The sequence below is a fragment of the Enterobacter cloacae complex sp. ECL72 genome (assembly GCF_019056635.1).
Lineage (GTDB): Bacteria > Pseudomonadota > Gammaproteobacteria > Enterobacterales > Enterobacteriaceae > Enterobacter > Enterobacter hormaechei_C.
The window spans coordinates 3,838,367-3,856,771 of sequence record NZ_CP077659.1; the positions used below are offsets into that span (position 1 = coordinate 3,838,367).

General features: G+C 58.0%; 14 protein-coding genes and 1 pseudogene. 12 read left to right on the top strand and 3 right to left on the bottom strand.

Annotation, left to right across the window (positions count from 1 at the left end; translation table 11 throughout):
- The first annotated feature begins 2 nt into the window (after positions 1–2).
- Both alsE and alsK read left to right on the top strand, forming a co-directional pair.
- Positions 3–698, top strand: coding sequence for a D-allulose 6-phosphate 3-epimerase (alsE, locus tag KTH07_RS18560; protein ID WP_032620753.1), 696 nt, complete (start codon positions 3–5; stop codon positions 696–698).
- The gene (gene alsK / locus KTH07_RS18565) at positions 682–1,626 is read left to right on the top strand and encodes an allose kinase (protein WP_032620751.1); all 945 of its coding nucleotides are present in this window, start codon (positions 682–684) and stop codon (positions 1,624–1,626) included. Before alsE ends, alsK begins: the two co-directional genes overlap by 17 nt.
- On the opposite strand, the gene KTH07_RS18570 is transcribed toward alsK, so the two are convergent.
- Positions 1,559–3,856: a hybrid sensor histidine kinase/response regulator gene (locus KTH07_RS18570; protein WP_217310837.1), complete on the bottom strand. Its 2,298-nt coding sequence runs from the start codon at positions 3,854–3,856 to the stop codon at positions 1,559–1,561. The two genes, alsK and KTH07_RS18570, sit on opposite strands and share 68 nt — an antisense overlap.
- Positions 3,857–4,037: 181 nt before the next feature.
- Here KTH07_RS18570 and KTH07_RS18575 point away from each other — a divergent pair, with 181 nt between their 5' ends.
- From KTH07_RS18575 to KTH07_RS18600, 6 genes and pseudogenes are all read left to right on the top strand, one after another.
- A complete protein-coding gene (locus KTH07_RS18575; RefSeq protein WP_023302933.1) occupies positions 4,038–5,552 on the top strand; it encodes a sugar ABC transporter ATP-binding protein in 1,515 nt (504 codons plus the stop codon).
- 2 nt (positions 5,553–5,554) lie between these two features.
- Complete coding sequence (locus tag KTH07_RS18580; protein WP_003860239.1) at positions 5,555–6,550, top strand: ribose ABC transporter permease; 996 nt, start codon at positions 5,555–5,557, stop codon at positions 6,548–6,550.
- Between the two features lie 28 nt (positions 6,551–6,578).
- A complete protein-coding gene (locus KTH07_RS18585; protein ID WP_003860240.1) occupies positions 6,579–7,520 on the top strand; it encodes an ABC transporter substrate-binding protein in 942 nt (313 codons plus the stop codon).
- A 122-nt stretch (positions 7,521–7,642) separates the two neighbouring features.
- Positions 7,643–8,330 (top strand): annotated as a pseudogene (locus tag KTH07_RS18590) (D-lyxose/D-mannose family sugar isomerase).
- Between the two features lie 10 nt (positions 8,331–8,340).
- Positions 8,341–9,201 carry a ketose 1,6-bisphosphate aldolase gene (locus KTH07_RS18595; RefSeq protein ID WP_023295772.1) on the top strand — a complete coding sequence of 287 codons (861 nt, stop codon included), beginning with the start codon at positions 8,341–8,343 and terminating at the stop codon, positions 9,199–9,201.
- The gene (locus tag KTH07_RS18600) at positions 9,201–10,220 is read left to right on the top strand and encodes a carbohydrate kinase family protein (protein WP_023295771.1); all 1,020 of its coding nucleotides are present in this window, start codon (positions 9,201–9,203) and stop codon (positions 10,218–10,220) included. The genes KTH07_RS18595 and KTH07_RS18600 overlap by 1 nt, the downstream gene beginning before the upstream one ends.
- Here the strand turns inward: KTH07_RS18600 and KTH07_RS18605 are convergent.
- Positions 10,202–10,933 carry a response regulator gene (locus KTH07_RS18605; RefSeq protein ID WP_015570202.1) on the bottom strand — a complete coding sequence of 244 codons (732 nt, stop codon included), beginning with the start codon at positions 10,931–10,933 and terminating at the stop codon, positions 10,202–10,204. The genes KTH07_RS18600 and KTH07_RS18605 overlap by 19 nt on opposite strands.
- Positions 10,934–11,189: 256 nt before the next feature.
- On the opposite strand from KTH07_RS18605, the gene fdhF reads away from it, so the two are divergent.
- The 3 genes from fdhF (at position 11,190) to KTH07_RS18620 (ending at position 14,607) form a co-directional block, all read left to right on the top strand.
- Complete coding sequence (gene fdhF, locus KTH07_RS18610; RefSeq protein WP_080465641.1) at positions 11,190–13,337, top strand: formate dehydrogenase subunit alpha; 2,148 nt, start codon at positions 11,190–11,192, stop codon at positions 13,335–13,337.
- Between the two features lie 321 nt (positions 13,338–13,658).
- On the top strand, positions 13,659–13,811 hold the full coding sequence (locus KTH07_RS18615; protein WP_023295770.1) for a Hok/Gef family protein: 153 nt from the start codon (positions 13,659–13,661) through the stop codon (positions 13,809–13,811).
- 121 nt (positions 13,812–13,932) lie between these two features.
- A complete protein-coding gene (locus tag KTH07_RS18620; RefSeq protein WP_063162138.1) occupies positions 13,933–14,607 on the top strand; it encodes a tetratricopeptide repeat protein in 675 nt (224 codons plus the stop codon).
- Positions 14,608–14,687: 80 nt separating this feature from the next.
- Here the strand turns inward: KTH07_RS18620 and gltP are convergent, their stop codons facing one another.
- Positions 14,688–16,001 (bottom strand): glutamate/aspartate:proton symporter GltP, encoded by a 1,314-nt coding sequence (gene gltP / locus KTH07_RS18625; RefSeq protein WP_015570199.1) that lies wholly within the window; start codon positions 15,999–16,001, stop codon positions 14,688–14,690.
- A gap of 423 nt (positions 16,002–16,424) precedes the next feature.
- Here gltP and acs point away from each other — a divergent pair, with 423 nt between their 5' ends.
- Positions 16,425–18,383 (top strand): acetate--CoA ligase, encoded by a 1,959-nt coding sequence (acs, locus tag KTH07_RS18630; protein WP_015570198.1) that lies wholly within the window; start codon positions 16,425–16,427, stop codon positions 18,381–18,383.
- Positions 18,384–18,405: the final 22 nt, after the last annotated feature.

An 18,405-nucleotide genomic window follows, 5' to 3' on the forward strand; every position in this document is an offset into this window, starting at 1 on the left:
CTATGAAAATTTCACCCTCCCTGATGTGTATGGATCTGCTGAAATTCAAAGAACAGATCGAATTTATTGACCAGCACGCGGACTACTTCCATATCGACATCATGGACGGCCACTTTGTGCCTAATCTGACGCTGTCTCCGTTCTTTGTCGGCCAGGTGAAGAAGCTCGCCACCAAACCACTGGACTGTCACCTGATGGTGACTCGCCCGCAGGACTACATAAGCCAGCTGGCGCAGGCCGGAGCAGACTTCATCACACTGCACCCGGAGACCATCAACGGTCAGGCTTTCCGCCTGATTGAAGAGATCCGTCGTCACGGTATGAAGGTGGGACTCATCCTCAACCCGGAAACCCCGGTTGAGGCAATGAAATACTATATTCATAAGGCGGACAAAATCACCGTGATGACCGTCGATCCAGGCTTTGCCGGGCAGCCGTTCATTCCGGAAATGCTGGAGAAAATTGCCGAGCTGAAAGCCTGGCGCGAACGCGAAGGGCTGAGCTATGAGATTGAGATCGATGGCTCATGCAATCAGGCCACCTATAAAAAACTGATGGCCGCCGGCGCAGATGTCTTTATCGTCGGAACGTCTGGTCTGTTCAACCATGCAGAGAATATCGGGAATGCATGGCAGCTTATGGCCGGGCAGATCCTGTCGGCACGAAACGAGGTTGTTCCTCATGCAAAAACAGCCTGATGTCGTCGCCGGAGTGGATATGGGGGCCACTCATATCCGTTTTTGCCTGCAAACGGCCGACGGTGCGGTGTTGCATTGTGAAAAACAGCGCACCGCGGAGGTTATCCGCTCTGGTGTGGTGTGCGGCGTGACGGAAATGATCACGGCTCAGCTGCGTCATTTACAGGTTCACTGTCGCGGTCTGGTCATGGGCTTTCCGGCACTGGTCGGCAAAGACAAACGCACCATTATTTCGACGCCAAATCTGCCTTTGCAGGCGAATGAGCTCCGCGATCTGGCGGGAAAACTTGAAGATGCGCTAGGCTGCCCGGTCGAATTTTCCCGCGACGTTAACCTTCAGCTTTCGTTTGACGTGGTGCAACACAATCTCCAGCAGCAAGAGGTTCTGGCGGCCTACCTTGGCACCGGCATGGGATTTGCCATCTGGCTAAACGGTGCTCCATGGACGGGCGCGCACGGCGTAGCGGGCGAGCTCGGGCATATTCCACAGGGGGATATGACGCGGCACTGTGGTTGTGGCAACCCGGGATGTCTGGAAACGGTTTGTTCCGGTATCGTATTGAAACAGTGGTACGAACAGCAGCCCCGCGAGTATGCGATGGGAGATATCTTTTCAGCCGTACCCGATGACCCCTTCGTACAGCAACTCCTGAATCATGCAGCCCGCGCCATTGCCACCAGTGTAAATCTGTTCGATCCGGATGCGGTGATCCTCGGAGGCGGCGTAATGGATATGCCTGGCTTTCCGCGCGAAGCGCTGATTGTCGGGATAAAGCAGCATTTGCGCCGCCCGCTGCCGCATGAGTCCGTGAAATTTATCCCTGCCTCGTCGTCGTCTTTTAACGGCGCTCAGGGGGCCGCTACCCTGGCTCGCTGCCGGTTCCTACCATCACCTTGCGCAGCGCCTGCGCCAGCTGTGCGCGGGTGAAAGGTTTTCGCAGTAACTGAACGTCCGGCAGCTGCGGGTTATGCGCCGGGCGCAAATCCTGCCCGCTGATCAGCAGCACCGGCAACTGCGGATAGTGGCTGCGTACATGGCCGATCACCTCCGCACCACTCAGGCCGCCCGGCAACATCAGGTCGCTGATAAACATGCCGATATCCGGTGATGCGTCCAGCATGTTCAGCGCCTGCTCGCCGTTTTCGGCTTCAAGCGTCAGGTAGCCAAGCTGGTGCAGTTGCTCGCACAGGGTCTGCCGCACGCCCGCCTCATCTTCCAGGACCAGCACAAGCAGCTCACTTTCTGCCGGGGCCGTGGTCGCCAGCGCGGCATCATCGGAGAACGCGGGCAGCGTCGAGCGCGGCAGCTGGAGCCGCACGGTGGTTCCCTGCCCCGGCGCGCTTTCGATCTCAACGCGCCCCCCGGACTGACGCACAAAGCCGTACACCATCGACAGCCCTAACCCGCTGCCGCTGCCGGTCTGTTTGGTGGTGAAGAACGGTTCAAAGACCTGCGATTTCACCTCCTGCGACATCCCGCAGCCGTGGTCAATCACCTCCAGCGCGACCATATCCTGCCTGCGCCCGTCGCTGCGGGTCACACGCTGGTTCCAGGTGCGGATTTTGATCACACCATTTTGCCCCTCCATTGCATCACGGGCGTTCATCACCAGGTTGATAATGGCGTTTTCCAGCTGGCTGACGTCAATCCATGCGGGCCAGGCCGGGGTTTGCGCTTCAATATCCAGCGTCAGCGTGGCGGGAAGCGAGTGCCGCATCAGCTCGCTCAGGTTCTCCAGCAGCGGCTTCATCTCTACCGCATGGGGTTGCAGGGATTGCTTGCGCGAGAAGGCCAGCAGACGCTGGGTGAGCATGGCCCCGCGTTCCGCGGCTTTGAGCGCACGAGTGATGCGCGGCGCGTCCGGTGACGCTGAATCGGTCAGCTCCAGACTGCCGATAATCACCGCCAGCAGGTTATTAAAATCATGCGCCAGCCCGCCCGTCAGTTGCCCAACCGCCTTCATTTTCTGGCTGTGCAGCAGCGCCTCCTCCAGCCCCTGACGTTCGATGCGGTCGACCTCCATCTGCGAGGTCTTCTCCTTCAGTAGCCGCGTGGTGTGCTCCAGCGAAGCGGTATTGCGGGCAAAAACGTTAAACGCGCGCGCCAGTTCCCCCAGCTCATCACGCCGCTGTAGCGCGGGCACCGACACATCCTGCTCGCCGTGAGCGAGGCGCGACATTGCCCTTGAGATAGCCGTCAGGTTGGAGCCCAGATTGCGGTAAATATACCAGCAGGCGCAGCCGGTGATGATCAGCGCCAGCACCGCGAAGACGCTGATAAACACGCTGATGGAGCGCAGCTCCTGGTGGCTTTGGGCGGTACGCAGCCGGGAGGCCTGCGCCACCTGTTCAACGTACTGATTGATGTCGCGGTTTAATATCGCCACCAGCGCCTTGATGTGGAACATGTACCAGCTGATGGACAGATCGCTCTCCTCCAGCTGCTTTGACAGTGGCGCGAGCTTGCGCAGCTCATCATTAAAATCCGGGAGCACCAGGTTGACCACCGGTTGCAGGGCGCTCGCGGGTAACATCACGGTTACTGCATCCAGCTGCTGCACCGTGGCGCGCGGTGAAGGGGTATCAATGGCGGCAACGATCAGCCTGTCCATCTCTGCAAGCTGCCGGGCGTCTGGCACATTGCTCGCGTAACGGCGGTTGATATCCTGCAAATGACGCAGATAGCTTTGGCTTTGATACAGCGCGCTGAGCAGCGCGTTACGCTCCAGATGCCGTTTTTGCCCGCGCTCCAGCATTCCCGTCACGCTCTGCTGTAACTCATTGCTCCTGCGAATAATACGCGCCACCAGCGCGGGCTCCTGCTGCGCCAGCGGCGCATCGGCAAGCTGCTCCAGCGAGTGGCGCAGCGCCATCTGCGTCTGTTTAAGCCGTTCAGCTTCGCCTTTGTACTCCAGCGCACCGACCACCTGCGACAGCCGCACCGCCGCCGTTGCCACGTTGGCCGTGTCGCGCGCGAGGTTCATGCTGCCAGTCATATCATCCAGCGTTTGCTGCTGCACCTGCTCCTGGATCTGGCTGGCATGACGAAAGCCGAGCACCGCCACGCCGCTTACCATCAGCGTTACCGCCACCACCAGCAGGTTAAATATCAGCAGGCGACCGCGGGCGCTGGTGAAGAACGGGGGGCGTGAAGACATGGGTTTGGGCTCCTCTGCGGTTTGGTGCCCTCACCCTGACCCTCTCCCGCCGGGAGAGGGAAAAGGAAAATGTGATGGCGATTAGCTATTCATAACTATGACAAATATGAACAGCTTCTGACATTTTGCATTTACGCGCCTGTGATGAAGTACAGATATCGACATTCACAGGAGATCCGCCATGAGCAGAACCCCGGTTTTAGAGATGCGCCACATTGCCAAAACCTTTGGCAATTTCCACGCGCTCAAGGGTGTGGATTTGACGGTTTTCCCCGGTGAGATCCACGCGCTGATGGGGGAAAACGGCGCCGGAAAAAGCACGCTGATGAAGATCCTCGCAGGCGCTTATACCGCCAGCAGCGGCGACATCCTCATCGACGGTCAGCCGTTTCACATCAAAGGTCCGAAGGATGCGCTGGCCGCAGGCATTACCCTGATTTATCAGGAGATGCAGCTTGCTCCTAACCTGACCGTGGCGGAAAACATTTTTCTCGGCAGCGAGCTGTCGCGCGGCGGGCTGGTGCAGCGCAAAGAGATGGCCGCCCAGGCGCAGGCGGTGATTGACCGTCTCGGCGCGCAGTTCAGCGCCACCGACCTGGTGATGAAGCTGACCATCGCCGAGCAGCAGCAGGTGGAGATCGCCCGCGCGCTGCACCGCAACAGCCGCATTCTGGTGATGGATGAACCCACCGCCGCCCTCTCTTCGCGCGAAACGCACCGCCTGTTTGAACTGATTTTGCGCCTGCGCGATGAAGGGATGGCGATTATCTACATCAGCCACCGCATGGCGGAAGTGTATGAGCTTTCCGATCGCGTCAGCGTCCTGCGCGACGGGCAGTACGTCGGCAGCCTGACGCGCGACAAGCTGAATGCCTCTGAGTTGGTGCGCATGATGGTGGGCCGCCCGCTCAGCGATCTGTTTAACAAAGAGCGCGATATTCCGCTCGGCAGCCCGCGTCTGAACGTGCACCACCTGACAGATGGCAAAAAAGTGCTGCCGTGCAGTTTGCAGGTTCGCTCCGGTGAAATCGTCGGGCTGGCGGGGCTGGTCGGGGCCGGTCGCTCCGAGCTGGCGCAGCTGATCTTCGGCGTGCGCAAAGCCACCGGCGGCATGATCGAGGTCGACGGCGAACCGGTGGTGATCCACTCCCCGCGCGCGGCCATTGAAAACGGCATCGGTTTTCTTACCGAGAACCGCAAGGAGCAGGGGCTGTTTCTGGAGCTGGCGGCGCAGGAGAACATCACCATGGCGACGCTGGAGCGCGACGCCACCTTCGGCTGGCTGAACCGCAAAAAAGCGCAGTCTATTTCCGATGACGCCATCGCCCTGCTCAATATCCGCGTGCCGCATTCTCAGGTGCGCGCGGGCGGGCTCTCCGGCGGCAACCAGCAAAAGCTGCTGATCTCCCGCTGGGTGGCGATTGGCCCGCGCATTCTGATTCTGGACGAACCTACGCGCGGCGTGGACGTCGGCGCGAAAAGCGAGATCTACCGCATCATGAACCAGATGGCGCGCAAAGGGGTGGCGATTCTGATGATCTCCAGCGAGCTGCCGGAAGTGGTGGGCATGAGCGACCGGGTGTACGTGATGCGGGAAGGCAGCATCGCGGGTGAACTCCACGGACGCGACATCTCTCAGGAAAACATTATGACGCTGGCAACCGGCGTGAACGACACACATCATCAGGCGGTGTAATTATGACAACTCCAACCCATCCGCAGCAGGTGGCGAAATCCGCCTCCGCCAAAAAAATGCTGATGAGCGATCTGATGCAAACGATCGGCATTTTGCCAATTTTAATCCTGATTGTGGCGGTATTTGGCTTTATCGCCCCGAACTTTTTCACCGAGAGCAACCTGCTGAATATTACCCGGCAGGCGTCGATCAACATCGTGCTGGCGGCGGGGATGACCTTCATCATCCTGACCGGCGGGATTGACCTCTCTGTGGGCTCGATTCTGGGCACTACGGCGGTAGCGGCGATGGTGGTCTCGCTTATCCCGGAATTTGCGATGCTCTCCATTCCGGCGGCGCTGATGCTCGGTATGGTGCTGGGGCTGTTCAACGGCGCGCTGGTGGCCTTTGCCGGGCTGCCGCCGTTTATCGTCACCCTCGGCACCTATACGGCACTGCGCGGCGCGGCGTATCTGCTGGCGGACGGCACGACGGTCATTAACTCCAACATTAACTTCGAGTGGATCGGCAACAACTACCTCGGCCCGATTCCGTGGCTGGTGGTGATCGCCCTGGCGGTGATTGTGGTGTGCTGGTTTATTCTGCGTCGCACAACCCTCGGCGTTCACATCTATGCGGTCGGCGGCAATATGCAGGCGGCACGCTTAACCGGCATCAAGGTCTGGCTGGTGCTGCTGTTTGTCTACGGCATGAGCGGCCTGCTCTCGGGATTAGGCGGCGTGATGAGCGCCTCGCGCCTCTACAGCGCCAACGGCAACCTCGGCACGGGGTACGAGCTGGATGCGATTGCGGCGGTGATCCTCGGCGGAACCAGCTTCGTCGGCGGGATCGGCACGATCACCGGCACGCTGGTCGGTGCATTGATCATCGCCACCCTCAACAACGGCATGACGCTGATGGGCGTCTCCTACTTCTGGCAGCTGGTGATCAAAGGGGCGGTGATCATCATAGCGGTGCTGATCGACAAATACCGTACCCGACACCATCAAAGTGCATAACAACAATACCCTACGTGAGGAATACAGCATGAGATTGAAGCCCTTAGTGACCGCGCTCTGTGCTGGCGCGCTGCTGGCCGCAACCCCGTTTGCGCAGGCAAAAGATCTGAAGTCCATCGGCGTGACGGTGGGCGACCTAGCTAACCCGTTCTTCGTGCAGATCACCAAAGGTGCCGAGCTGGAAGCGCGCAAGCTGGCGGGAGATAACGTCAAGGTGACGCTGGTCTCCAGCGGGTACGATCTGGGCCAGCAGGTATCGCAGATCGATAACTTCATTGCCGCGAAAGTGGACATGATCATCCTCAACGCCGCGGATTCTAAAGGGATCGGCCCGGCGGTAAAACGCGCCAAAGAGGCGGGGATCGTGGTCGTGGCGGTTGACGTGGCGGCGGAAGGGGCCGATGCCACCATCACCTCTGATAACACCCAGGCGGGGGAGATGGCCTGTAAGTACATAACCGACCGTCTGAAAGGTAAAGGCAACGTGGTGATCATCAACGGGCCGCCGGTTTCTGCGGTACAAAACCGCGTGGAGGGCTGCCAGACCGAGTTCAGGCGCCACCCGGATATCAAAGTGCTCTCGGATAATCAGAACGCCAAAGGCAGCCGCGAAGGCGGACTGGAGGTCATGACCTCCCTGCTGGCGGCCAATCCGAAGATCGACGGCGTATTCGCAATTAACGATCCGACGGCGATCGGCGCCGATCTGGCGGCGAAACAGGCTCAACGTAATGAGTTCTTTATCGTTGGCGTGGATGGCAGCCCGGACGGTGAAGAAGCCCTGAAGCGCGAAAACTCCCTGTTTGTGGCGACACCGGCGCAGGATCCGCAGGTGATGGCGGCGAAGGCGGTGGAGATTGGCTATGACATTCTCCAGGGCAAACCTGCGCCGAAAGAGCCTGTGCTGATCCCGGTGACGATGATCGATAAAAAGAACGTCGGCACGTATAAGGGGTGGACGGTTAAGTAAACCCGGTGCGGCCTGATGCCCTCACCCCTAACCCTCTCCCACGGGGAGAGGGAACTTACTCCCCCTCTCCCTTGAGGGAGAGGGCCGGGGTGAGGGGGTGGCATAAAACTCAAGGAGTCCCCATGAAACGCTCCGACATCAATGAAATCCTCGGCCACACGCGGCAGTTCTTCTCCATGCACGACGTGCATCTCCCGCCGTTTGCCAGCTTTCCGCCAACAAAATGGCAGCAGCTTGACCAGGCCGCCTGGCAGGAGGTGTTCGACCTCAGGCTCGGCTGGGACGTGACGGCGTTTGGCGGCAACCACTTTGCCGCAGAGGGGCTGACGCTGTTCACCCTGCGCAACGGCTCCCCCAACGGCGTACCTTATGAAAAGTGCTATGCCGAAAAAAATCATGCACGTCCGCGACGGCCAGGTGACGCCGATGCATTTCCACTGGCGCAAGCGGGAGGACATCATCAACCGCGGCGGCGGGAATCTGATTATTGAGTTATGGAATGCGGGCGCGCATGAGGAGACCGAAAACACCGACGTGATCGTCACGATAGACGGCTGTCGGCAGACGCACGCGCCCGGCAGCCAGCTGCGCCTCACGCCAGGGGAGAGCATCTGCCTGACGCCCGGCCTGTACCACAGTTTCTGGGGTGAACGCGGCTTTGGCGACGTGCTGGTGGGCGAAGTGTCGTCGGTCAATGACGATGAACACGACAACCACTTTTTACAGCCCATCGATCGCTACAACACCATCGAAGAAGACGAACCGGCGGTGCTGGTGCTGTGCAACGAGTACAACCTGTTTCGGATATAAGGAGTGAATGATGCCATTGATTTCTCTTGCCGACGGTCTGGCACACGCCAGAGAACACCGCTACGCCCTGGGCGCGTTCAACGTTCTCGACTCCCATTTTCTGCGCGCGCTGTTTGCCGCCGCGAAGCAGGAACGCTCGCCGTTTATCATCAACATCGCCGAAGTGCATTTTAAGTACGTGTCTCTGGAGTCGCTTGTTGAAGCGGTGAAGTTCGAAGCCGCCCGTCACGATATTCCCGTGGTGCTGAACCTCGACCACGGGCTGCATTTTGAGGCCGTCGTGCGCGCCCTGCGCTTAGGGTTCAGCTCGGTGATGTTCGACGGCTCGACGCTGAGCTATGAGGAAAATATCCGCCAGACCCGGGAAGTGGTGAAGATGTGCCACGCGGTGGGCGTCTCGGTGGAGGCGGAGCTGGGCGCAGTCGGCGGAGATGAAGGCGGCGCACTGTATGGGCATGCGGATGAAGCGTTCTTTACCGACCCACAGCTGGCGCGCGAGTTTGTCGATTTAACCGGTATCGACGCGCTGGCGGTCGCCATTGGCAACGCGCACGGCAAATACAAGGGCGAGCCGAAGCTTGATTTCCCCCGTCTGGACGCCATTCGCCAGCAGACGGGCCTGCCGCTGGTGTTACACGGCGGCTCTGGCATCAGCGATGCCGACTTCCGCCGCGCCATCGAGCTGGGCATTCATAAAATCAACTTCTATACCGGCATGTCGCAGGCCGCGCTCGCCGCCGTTGAGCAGCGCATGGCAAACCGCCAGCCGCTGTACGATGAGTTTGCCGAACTGCTGCTGGGCATTGAAGAGGCCATTACCGATACGGTCGCGGAGCAGATGCGCATCTTCGGCAGCGCGGGGCAGGCATAATGGAACGCAAAGGGATTATCGCCGCAGGCAACATGCTGGTGGATCACGTTCATCAGATCGTGCAGTGGCCGGAGCGCGGCTGGCTGGCGGAAATCACCCACAGCGAACGCTCAACCGGCGGTGCGCCGCTCAACGTTCTGCTGACGCTGGCGAAAATGCACGTCGGCCTGCCGTTACAGGCGGTGGGGCTGATTGGGGAAGACAGCGACGGAGACTATATTCTGGCGATGCTCGACCAGTATCACGTCAATCGCCAGCGCGTGCAGCGTACAACGTTCGCCCCAACGTCGATGTCGCAGGTGATGACCGACCCCAGCGGACAGCGCACCTTTTTCCACTCGCCGGGCGCCAACCGCCTGCTGGATCTTCCCGCCTTCGATCGTTTAGACGGATCGCTGAAGATCTTCCATCTCGGCTATCTGCTGCTGCTCGACAGCCTGGACATGCCGGACGAGGAGTTTGGCACCCGCAGCGCGCGGTTACTGGCACAGATGCGCGATCAGGGGTATGAAACCTCGCTCGATCTGGTCTCCCGCAAGGGCGATCCGCGCTATCAGCCGCTGGTGCTCCCTGCCCTGCGCCATCTTGATTATCTGGTGATTAACGAGCTGGAAGCCGGTGAGTTTAGCGGGCTTGAGATCCGCGACGGTCATGGTGCGCTGAACATGGTCCATATCGCCGACGCTGCCGCACAGTTGCTGGCGGCAGGCGTGCGGCAGCGGGTAGTGATCCACTGTCCGGAAGGGGCATGGGGTGAAGCGCCGGGTGAAAAAGGGCAATGGGTTCCTTCGTGGAAGCTGACGCAGGACGAGATTATCGGCAGCGTCGGTGCGGGCGACGCGTTTTGCGCAGGCTTTTTATACGGTTGCCATGAATCGCTGTCGCTTACCGAGAGTATTTATCTGGCGCACGCCTGCGCGCGGGCCAGCCTGCTGGCGGCCAATGCGATTGACGGCGCGAAAACGCTGGCCGAGCTTCAGGCGTTTATTCAGGAGAACGGTCAGGCGGCTTTCTCATGATGGGAAACGTCCGTGGCAAAAACATAGCCCAGACCGCGAATGGTTTTGATCAGCAAAGGCTGGTGCGGATTGACCTCAATTTTTCGCCGTAGCCGCATGATCAACACGTCGATAGTGCGGTCAAAGACCTCGGCGCTTTCGCTGTGGGTCAGCTCCAGCAGCTGTTCACGACTCAGTACCCGGCGGGCGTTTTGCGTTAATGCCAGCAGCAGGCCGTATTCGCCCTGGGTTAACGGCACGGTATTACGCTGCGGATCGCTCAGCTCGCAGCGGGTGGTGTCCAGCGTCCAGCCGTTAAAGGTAATACCTTCAACGCGCGGCGCGGCAGGCTCCGCGTCCAGCGCGCCGGTTCGACGCAGCACCGCCTTAACGCGGGCGACCACCACGCGCGGATTGAACGGTTTTCCGATGTAATCATCGGCGCCCATTTCCAGCCCGACGACCACATCTGATTCACTTCCCAGCCCCGTCAGCATCACCACCGGTAGCGATGGTCGCTGCTTTTGCAGTTGCAGCAAAACCTGTAATCCGTTGATATCCGGCAGCATCATGTCCAGCAGAACCAGCGCAATGCCGGGATCCTGCTGGACACGGTTCACCGCGTCCTGACCGGTGTGACACGTCAGCACGGTAAAGACGTGCTCGCTGAGCACATCCTGTAGCAGTTCGCAGACTGCGACATCATCATCAACCACCAGAATCGCCGGTTTCATCGCATGCTTCCGTCAGGGAATTATGTTAAGTCTGAACCATTCTGCCGCCGGCTCCAGCCGAATTGTTTTTTACGTGACGGAATTTCAATCCATGTCACATCCCCTGCCCTTTCGACACGTCAATTTTGACGATTGGCTGTTTTTCGTCAGGGTTTTGCCCCGCAAAGGGCCGTAAAGTCAGGAAATACCCATAGTAAAAACATGGCATAGAAGCTGCATATTGGGCAGGTAAGAACTGTTTAACTGGAGCAAAGTGATGAAAAAAGTCGTCACGGTTTGCCCTTATTGTGCCTCAGGTTGCAAGATCCACCTGGTGGTCGATAACGGCAAAATCGTCCGGGCGGAAGCGGCGCAGGGTAAAACCAATCAGGGCACGCTGTGCCTGAAAGGGTACTACGGCTGGGATTTTATTAACGATACCCAAATCCTCACGCCGCGCCTGAAAACCCCTATGATCCGCCGCGAACGCGGCGGCAAGCTGGAAGCCGTCTCCTGGAATGAAGCGCTGGATTACGTCGCCACGCGCCTCAGCGCCATCAAGGCCAAGTATGGCCCGGATGCGATTCAGACCACCGGCTCCTCACGCGGAACCGGGAATGAAACCAACTATGTGATGCAAAAATTCGCGCGCGCCGTTATTGGTACCAATAACGTCGACTGCTGCGCTCGCGTCTGACACGGCCCATCGGTTGCAGGTCTGCACCAGTCGGTCGGTAACGGCGCAATGAGTAATGCCATCAATGAGATAGATAACACCGATCTGGTGTTCATCTTCGGCTATAACCCGGCGGATTCTCACCCTATCGTCGCGAATCACGTTATTCGCGCCAAACAGAACGGGGCGAAAATCATCGTCTGCGATCCGCGTAAAATTGAAACCGCGCGCATTGCGGATATGCACATCGCACTGAAAAACGGCTCGAACATCGCGCTGTTGAATGCGATGGGGCATGTCATTATTGAGGAGAACCTCTACGACCAGGCGTTTGTCGCGAGCCGTACGGAAGGGTTTGAAGAGTATCGCAAGATTGTCGAAGGCTATACGCCGGAGTCAGTAGAGGCGATAACCGGCGTCAGCGCGCAGGAGATCCGCCAGGCGGCGCGGATGTACGCCGGAGCGAAACCCGCCGCCATCCTGTGGGGCATGGGCGTGACCCAGTTCTACCAGGGTGTGGAAACCGTGCGCTCGCTCACCAGCCTCGCCATGCTGACCGGCAATCTGGGTAAAGCGCATGTGGGCGTGAACCCGGTGCGTGGTCAGAATAACGTGCAGGGTGCGTGTGATATGGGCGCGCTGCCGGACACCTATCCGGGCTACCAGTACGTGAAGTTCCCGGAAAACCGCGAGAAGTTTGCGAAGGCCTGGGGCGTGGAAAGTCTGCCGGCACACACCGGATACCGCATCAGCGAGCTGCCGCACCGCGCGGCTCACGGTGAAGTACGTGCGGCCTACATCATGGGTGAAGATCCGCTCCAGACCGACGCCGAACTGTCCGCGGTGCGCAAAGGCTTTGAGGATCTGGAGCTGGTGATTGTTCAGGATATCTTTATGACCAAAACCGCGGCAGCGGCGGATGTGATTCTGCCGTCGACCTCCTGGGGCGAGCATGAAGGTGTCTATACGGCAGCAGACCGCGGCTTCCAGCGCTTCTTCAAGGCCGTCGAGCCGAAGTGGGATCTGAAAACGGACTGGCAGATCATCAGCGAAATCGCCACCCGCATGGGCTACCCGATGCACTACAACAACACCCAGGAGATCTGGGACGAGTTGCGGCATCTGTGTCCGGACTTTTATGGGGCAACCTATGAAAAAATGGGTGAGCTGGGCTACATCCAGTGGCCGTGCCGGGATGAGTCAGAATCCGATCAGGGGACGTCATACCTCTTTAAAGAGAAGTTCGACACCCCGAACGGGCTGGCGCAGTTCTTCACCTGCGACTGGGTCGCGCCGATCGATAAGCTCACCGACGAGTATCCGATGGTGCTCTCCACCGTGCGTGAAGTGGGCCACTACTCCTGCCGTTCCATGACCGGCAACTGCGCCGCGCTGGCGGCGCTGGCGGATGAACCGGGCTACGCGCAGATCAACACCGCCGACGCCGAACGGCTCGGTATTGAAGATGAAGCGCTGGTGTGGGTGAACTCGCGTAAAGGCCGCATCATTACCCGCGCGCAGGTCAGCGACCGTCCGAACAAAGGCGCGGTCTATATGACCTACCAGTGGTGGATTGGCGCCTGTAACGAGCTGGTGACGGAGAACTTAAGCCCGATAACCAAAACGCCGGAGTATAAATACTGCGCCGTAAACGTGGAGCCAATAGCGGATCAACACGCTGCGGAACAGTATGTGATCGACGAATATAACAAGCTGAAAGCCCGCCTGCGCGAAAGCGCAATGGGATGAAGCCGTTAATTAATCGCTGACTAAATGGGGTGAGATATTCACCCCATTATTATTTCTGGCACCGCTATTAATTACATCTATATATATTTCTGAAGACGTCTCGCAGAAAAAATGTAATTTGCGCGAAAATTAATTACATCTTTGCATTTTAATTCAGCGAGATAAGATATGCGGCGGGTGCTTAAGACTTTCTGTCTTGAGCATTGTTGAGGGACAGAAAGTGGAAAGCCCCGGGAAATTTGCATTTACCCGAGGCTACCCCTCAACAACCAACAGGTTGAGAGTAGCCTCTTATTCTTTTTTTCACAAGGAGTAAAAGGCATGACGCCATTAAAAACTACGTTAGGCATCGTCTTTATTATTTGCCTGACGATAGTGATCTTTACCTTTATTACTCGCGATAAGCTCTGCGAGTTTTCAATAAAGAGTGAACATCAGGAGGTGGCGGCGAAATTAGCCTGTAACGCAGGCTAACCTCTTCGGGCGGAACGCGTGTTCCGCCCGGCTTGTGGGATGCTGAGGTCTTAACGCACCCGTTTTTTTCTTCTGTCACCGCGATTATACTGCGCGGCGTGTACCCAGATGATAAGAATCCATGAAAACCCTTTTTCTGATGTTGTTATTTTTAACCGCGTTTGCCCATGCCGATGAGATAGGCAGCCAGTATAAAAAGCAGGCTGAAGCGGGCGATGCGCGCGCGCAGTATTATCTTGCCGATACCTGGTTCAGTTCCGGCGACAGCGCGCAGGCGGCGCTGTGGGCGGAAAAAGCGGCAAAAGGCGGTGATGTCGACGCCATGGCGCTGCTGTCGCAAATCCACTTTTCGCAGGGCGACTATGCTCAGGCCAAAGCCCTGGCCCAGCAGGCAAACATTGCGGGCAGCAAACGCGGCGCGATCCTGCTGGCGCGGGTGCTGGTGAACACGCAGGCGGGCAAAACCGACTACCCGCAGGCCATCGCACTGCTGCAATCGGCGACCGAAGACATCGATAGCGACTCGGCGGTAGACGCGCAACAGCTGCTGGGGCTGATCTATGCCAACGGCGTTGAAGTCCCTCAGGATGACGTGCAGGCCGCGTCGTGGTTCAAGCGGAGTTCGGCTCTGTCCCGGACGGGCTATGCGGAGTACTGGGCAGGAATGCTGTTCAGGCAGGGTGAGAAAGGCTTTATCACACCGAATAAGCAGAAAGCGCTTTACTGGTTAAACCTGAGCTGTACCGAAGGGTTTGATACCGGGTGTGAAGAGTTTGATGCGTTGAGCGGGGAGTAACGTGCCGGGTGGCGGCTTCGCCTTACCCGGCCTACAAAACCCGTAGGCCCGGTAAGCGCAGCGCCACCGGGCTTAGAATGTTACTGGTCAGCCGTTTTATCAAAACGACCCAGCACCTCGCGTTCATACGCTAGCGCTTTTTTACGGTCGAACTTGTGTTCCCACTTGGAGATTACCAGCACCGCCAGCGCATTACCCACCACGTTCAGCGCAGTACGCGCCATATCTAGGATACGGTCCACACCGGCAATAAACGCCAGGCCTTCCAGCGGAATACCGACGCTGCCCAGCGTCGCCAGCAGCACCACGAAGGAGACGCCCGGGACGCCTGCGATGCCTTTTGAAGTCACCATCAGCGTCAGAACCAGCACGATCTCCTGCCACAGCGACAGGTCAATGCCGTACAGCTGCGCGATAAAGATTGCCGCAATACTCTGATACAGCGTCGAACCATCCAGGTTAAAGGAGTAACCCGTTGGCACCACGAAGCTGGTAATGGACGCCGGCGCACCGTAGGCCTCCATCTTCTCAATGATACGCGGCAGTACGCTCTCGGAGCTTGCCGTGGAGTAGGCCAGAATCAGCTCATCCTTCAGGATGCGGATCAGGATCCAGATGCTGAGCCCGCACAGGCGCGCCACAATGCCCAGCACTACCAGCGCGAAGAACAGAATCGCGAAGTGCACCAGAATCACCAGCTTCGCCAGCGGCCACAGGGAGGCAAAGCCGAAGTTCGCTACGGTCACCGCAATCAGCGCGAATACCCCGACCGGCGCATAGCGCATCACCATGTGGGTGACTTTGAACATGGTTTCGGAGACAGATCGGAACACGGTGACCAGCGGTTCACGGTGCGTCGCGGGCAGGGAAGAAAGCCCCAGACCAAAGAGTACCGAGAAGAAGATGATCGGCAGCATCTCGCCCTTCGCCATGGACGCGATAATGTTGGTCGGCACCAGCGAGAGAATAGTCCCCATCAGTCCATGCGAATGGCTCTGCACATCGGCGGTTGTGCTTTGGTATTTCGAAATATCCACCGTCGCCAGCTGCGACATATCGATCCCGGCACCAGGCTGGAACACATTCGCCAGGGTGATGCCAAGAACGATGGCAACCGTGGTGATCACTTCGAAATAGAGAATAGTTTTAACGCCGATGCGGCCTAACTGTTTCGCATCACCGACACCCGCGATACCGACCACCAGCGTCGAGATCACAATCGGCACAACAATCATCTTGATCAGATGAATAAAGATATCGCCCGCAGGGGAGAGAAGGTTCGCAATCAGCCACTCGCGGCTGTCGCTATGATAATGGAGGTAACTGCCCAGCAAGATGCCCAGCACAAGGGCCAGCAGGATCTGCCAGGCCAGGCTGACTTTCAAATTTTTCATAGAAACTGACTTCCTCAATGAAATCTCCGTACCATCAAAACTGCATGAATATGGAGACATACTGAAAGGGTATGAATTGTGTTGCGTTGGTTTATGGGATTTTTTAACGCGCCGTATGAGTATCATTTGCACGGCATGCTGCGCAAGCCTTAAAGAACGAGGCATTTCACTGCAAAAAGTGTCATTGACGGCAATTTATAGCAATTCGCATAAATAACCATTTGTTATACAAAATATTTTCACTTCAAAAAAGTGAATAATTCTTCAGGTGAATTATTTCCCTTCAAAGTTTCATTCGCTCAATTTTCATACTCTTCAGACATTGCGTGATCTGTCGCCCAAATACTAAACAAAGCTTGTAAAGCCCCTACTATTAACGTTTTTGCGACATATTATTAACATCTTACAAGGATAAAAAAAGCCATGAGCCAAATACACAAACACGACATTCCCGCAAACATTGCGGACCGTTGCCTGATAAGCCCGGAGCAATACCAGGAGAAATACCAGCAGTCCGTTTCCAGCCCTGACGCGTTCTGGGGTGAGCAGGGCCACATCCTCGACTGGATCAAACCTTATCAGAAGGTAAAGAACACCTCTTTCGCGCCGGGCAACGTCTCCATTAAATGGTATGAAGACGGCACGCTGAACCTGGCGGCGAACTGCCTGGACCGCCATCTTGCTGAACGCGGCAACGAAACGGCCATCATCTGGGAAGGCGACGATGCCTCTCAGAGTAAACACATCTCGTATAAAGAACTTCATCGCGACGTGTGCCGCTTTGCCAACGTGCTGCTGGCCCAGGGCATTAAAAAAGGCGATGTGGTGGCGATCTATATGCCAATGGTGCCGGAAGCCGCCGTGGCTATGCTGGCCTGCGCGCGCATCGGTGCGATCCACTCCGTTATCTTCGGCGGTTTCTCGCCGGAGGCGGTTGCCGGGCGTATTGTCGACTCAAATTCGAAGCTGGTGATCACCGCTGACGAGGGCGTGCGCGCCGGGCGCGGTATTCCGCTGAAGAAAAACGTTGATGAAGCGCTGAAAAACCCGAACGTGAAATCCATCAGTAACGTCATTGTCTTCAAACGCACGGGCGGCAAAATCGACTGGCACGAGGGGCGCGACCTGTGGTGGAGCGATCTGATTGAAAACGCCAGCGACCAGCATCAGCCTGAAGAGATGAACGCGGAAGATCCGCTGTTTATCCTGTATACCTCCGGCTCCACCGGTAAGCCGAAAGGCGTGCTGCATACCACCGGCGGCTATCTGGTTTACGCGGCCACCACCTTTAAATACGTTTTCGACTACCATCCGGGCGACATCTACTGGTGTACCGCCGACGTGGGCTGGGTGACCGGTCATAGCTACCTGCTGTACGGCCCGCTGGCCTGCGGCGCAACGACGCTGATGTTTGAAGGCGTACCGAACTGGCCGACCCCGGCGCGTATGTGCCAGGTGGTTGATAAGCATCAGGTCAACATTCTCTACACCGCGCCAACGGCGATCCGCGCGCTGATGGCAGAAGGAGATAAAGCTATCGAAGGGACCGACCGCTCTTCCCTGCGTATCCTCGGCTCCGTGGGCGAGCCGATCAACCCCGAAGCCTGGGAGTGGTACTGGAAGAAGATCGGCAACGAGAAGTGCCCGGTGATGGATACCTGGTGGCAGACCGAAACCGGCGGCTTCATGATCACCCCGATGCCGGGCGCCACACAGCTGAAAGCCGGTTCGGCCACCCGTCCGTTCTTCGGCGTGCAGCCTGCGCTGGTGGATAACGAAGGCAATCCGCAGGAAGGCGCTACCGAGGGCAACCTGGTGATCGTCGATTCCTGGCCTGGCCAGGCGCGTACCCTGTTCGGCGACCATGAGCGCTTCGAGCAGACCTACTTCTCGACCTTCAAAAACATGTACTTCAGCGGCGACGGCGCGCGCCGGGATGAAGACGGTTATTACTGGATCACCGGACGCGTGGACGACGTGCTGAACGTCTCCGGCCACCGTCTGGGCACGGCGGAGATTGAGTCTGCGCTGGTGTCGCATCCGAAAATTGCCGAAGCGGCGGTTGTCGGCATTCCTCACAACATCAAAGGCCAGGCGATCTACGCCTACGTCACCCTGAACCACGGCGAAGAGCCGTCGCCAGAGCTGTATACCGAGGTGCGCAACTGGGTGCGTAAAGAGATCGGCCCGCTTGCCACGCCGGACGTGCTGCACTGGACCGACTCGCTGCCGAAAACCCGTTCCGGCAAGATTATGCGCCGTATCCTGCGCAAAATCGCGGCGGGCGACACCAGTAACCTCGGTGATACCTCAACGCTGGCCGATCCTGGCGTGGTGGACAAACTGCTCGAAGAGAAGCAGGCCATCGCAATGCCTTCCTAGTGTTTTCTCCCTCTCCCCGTGG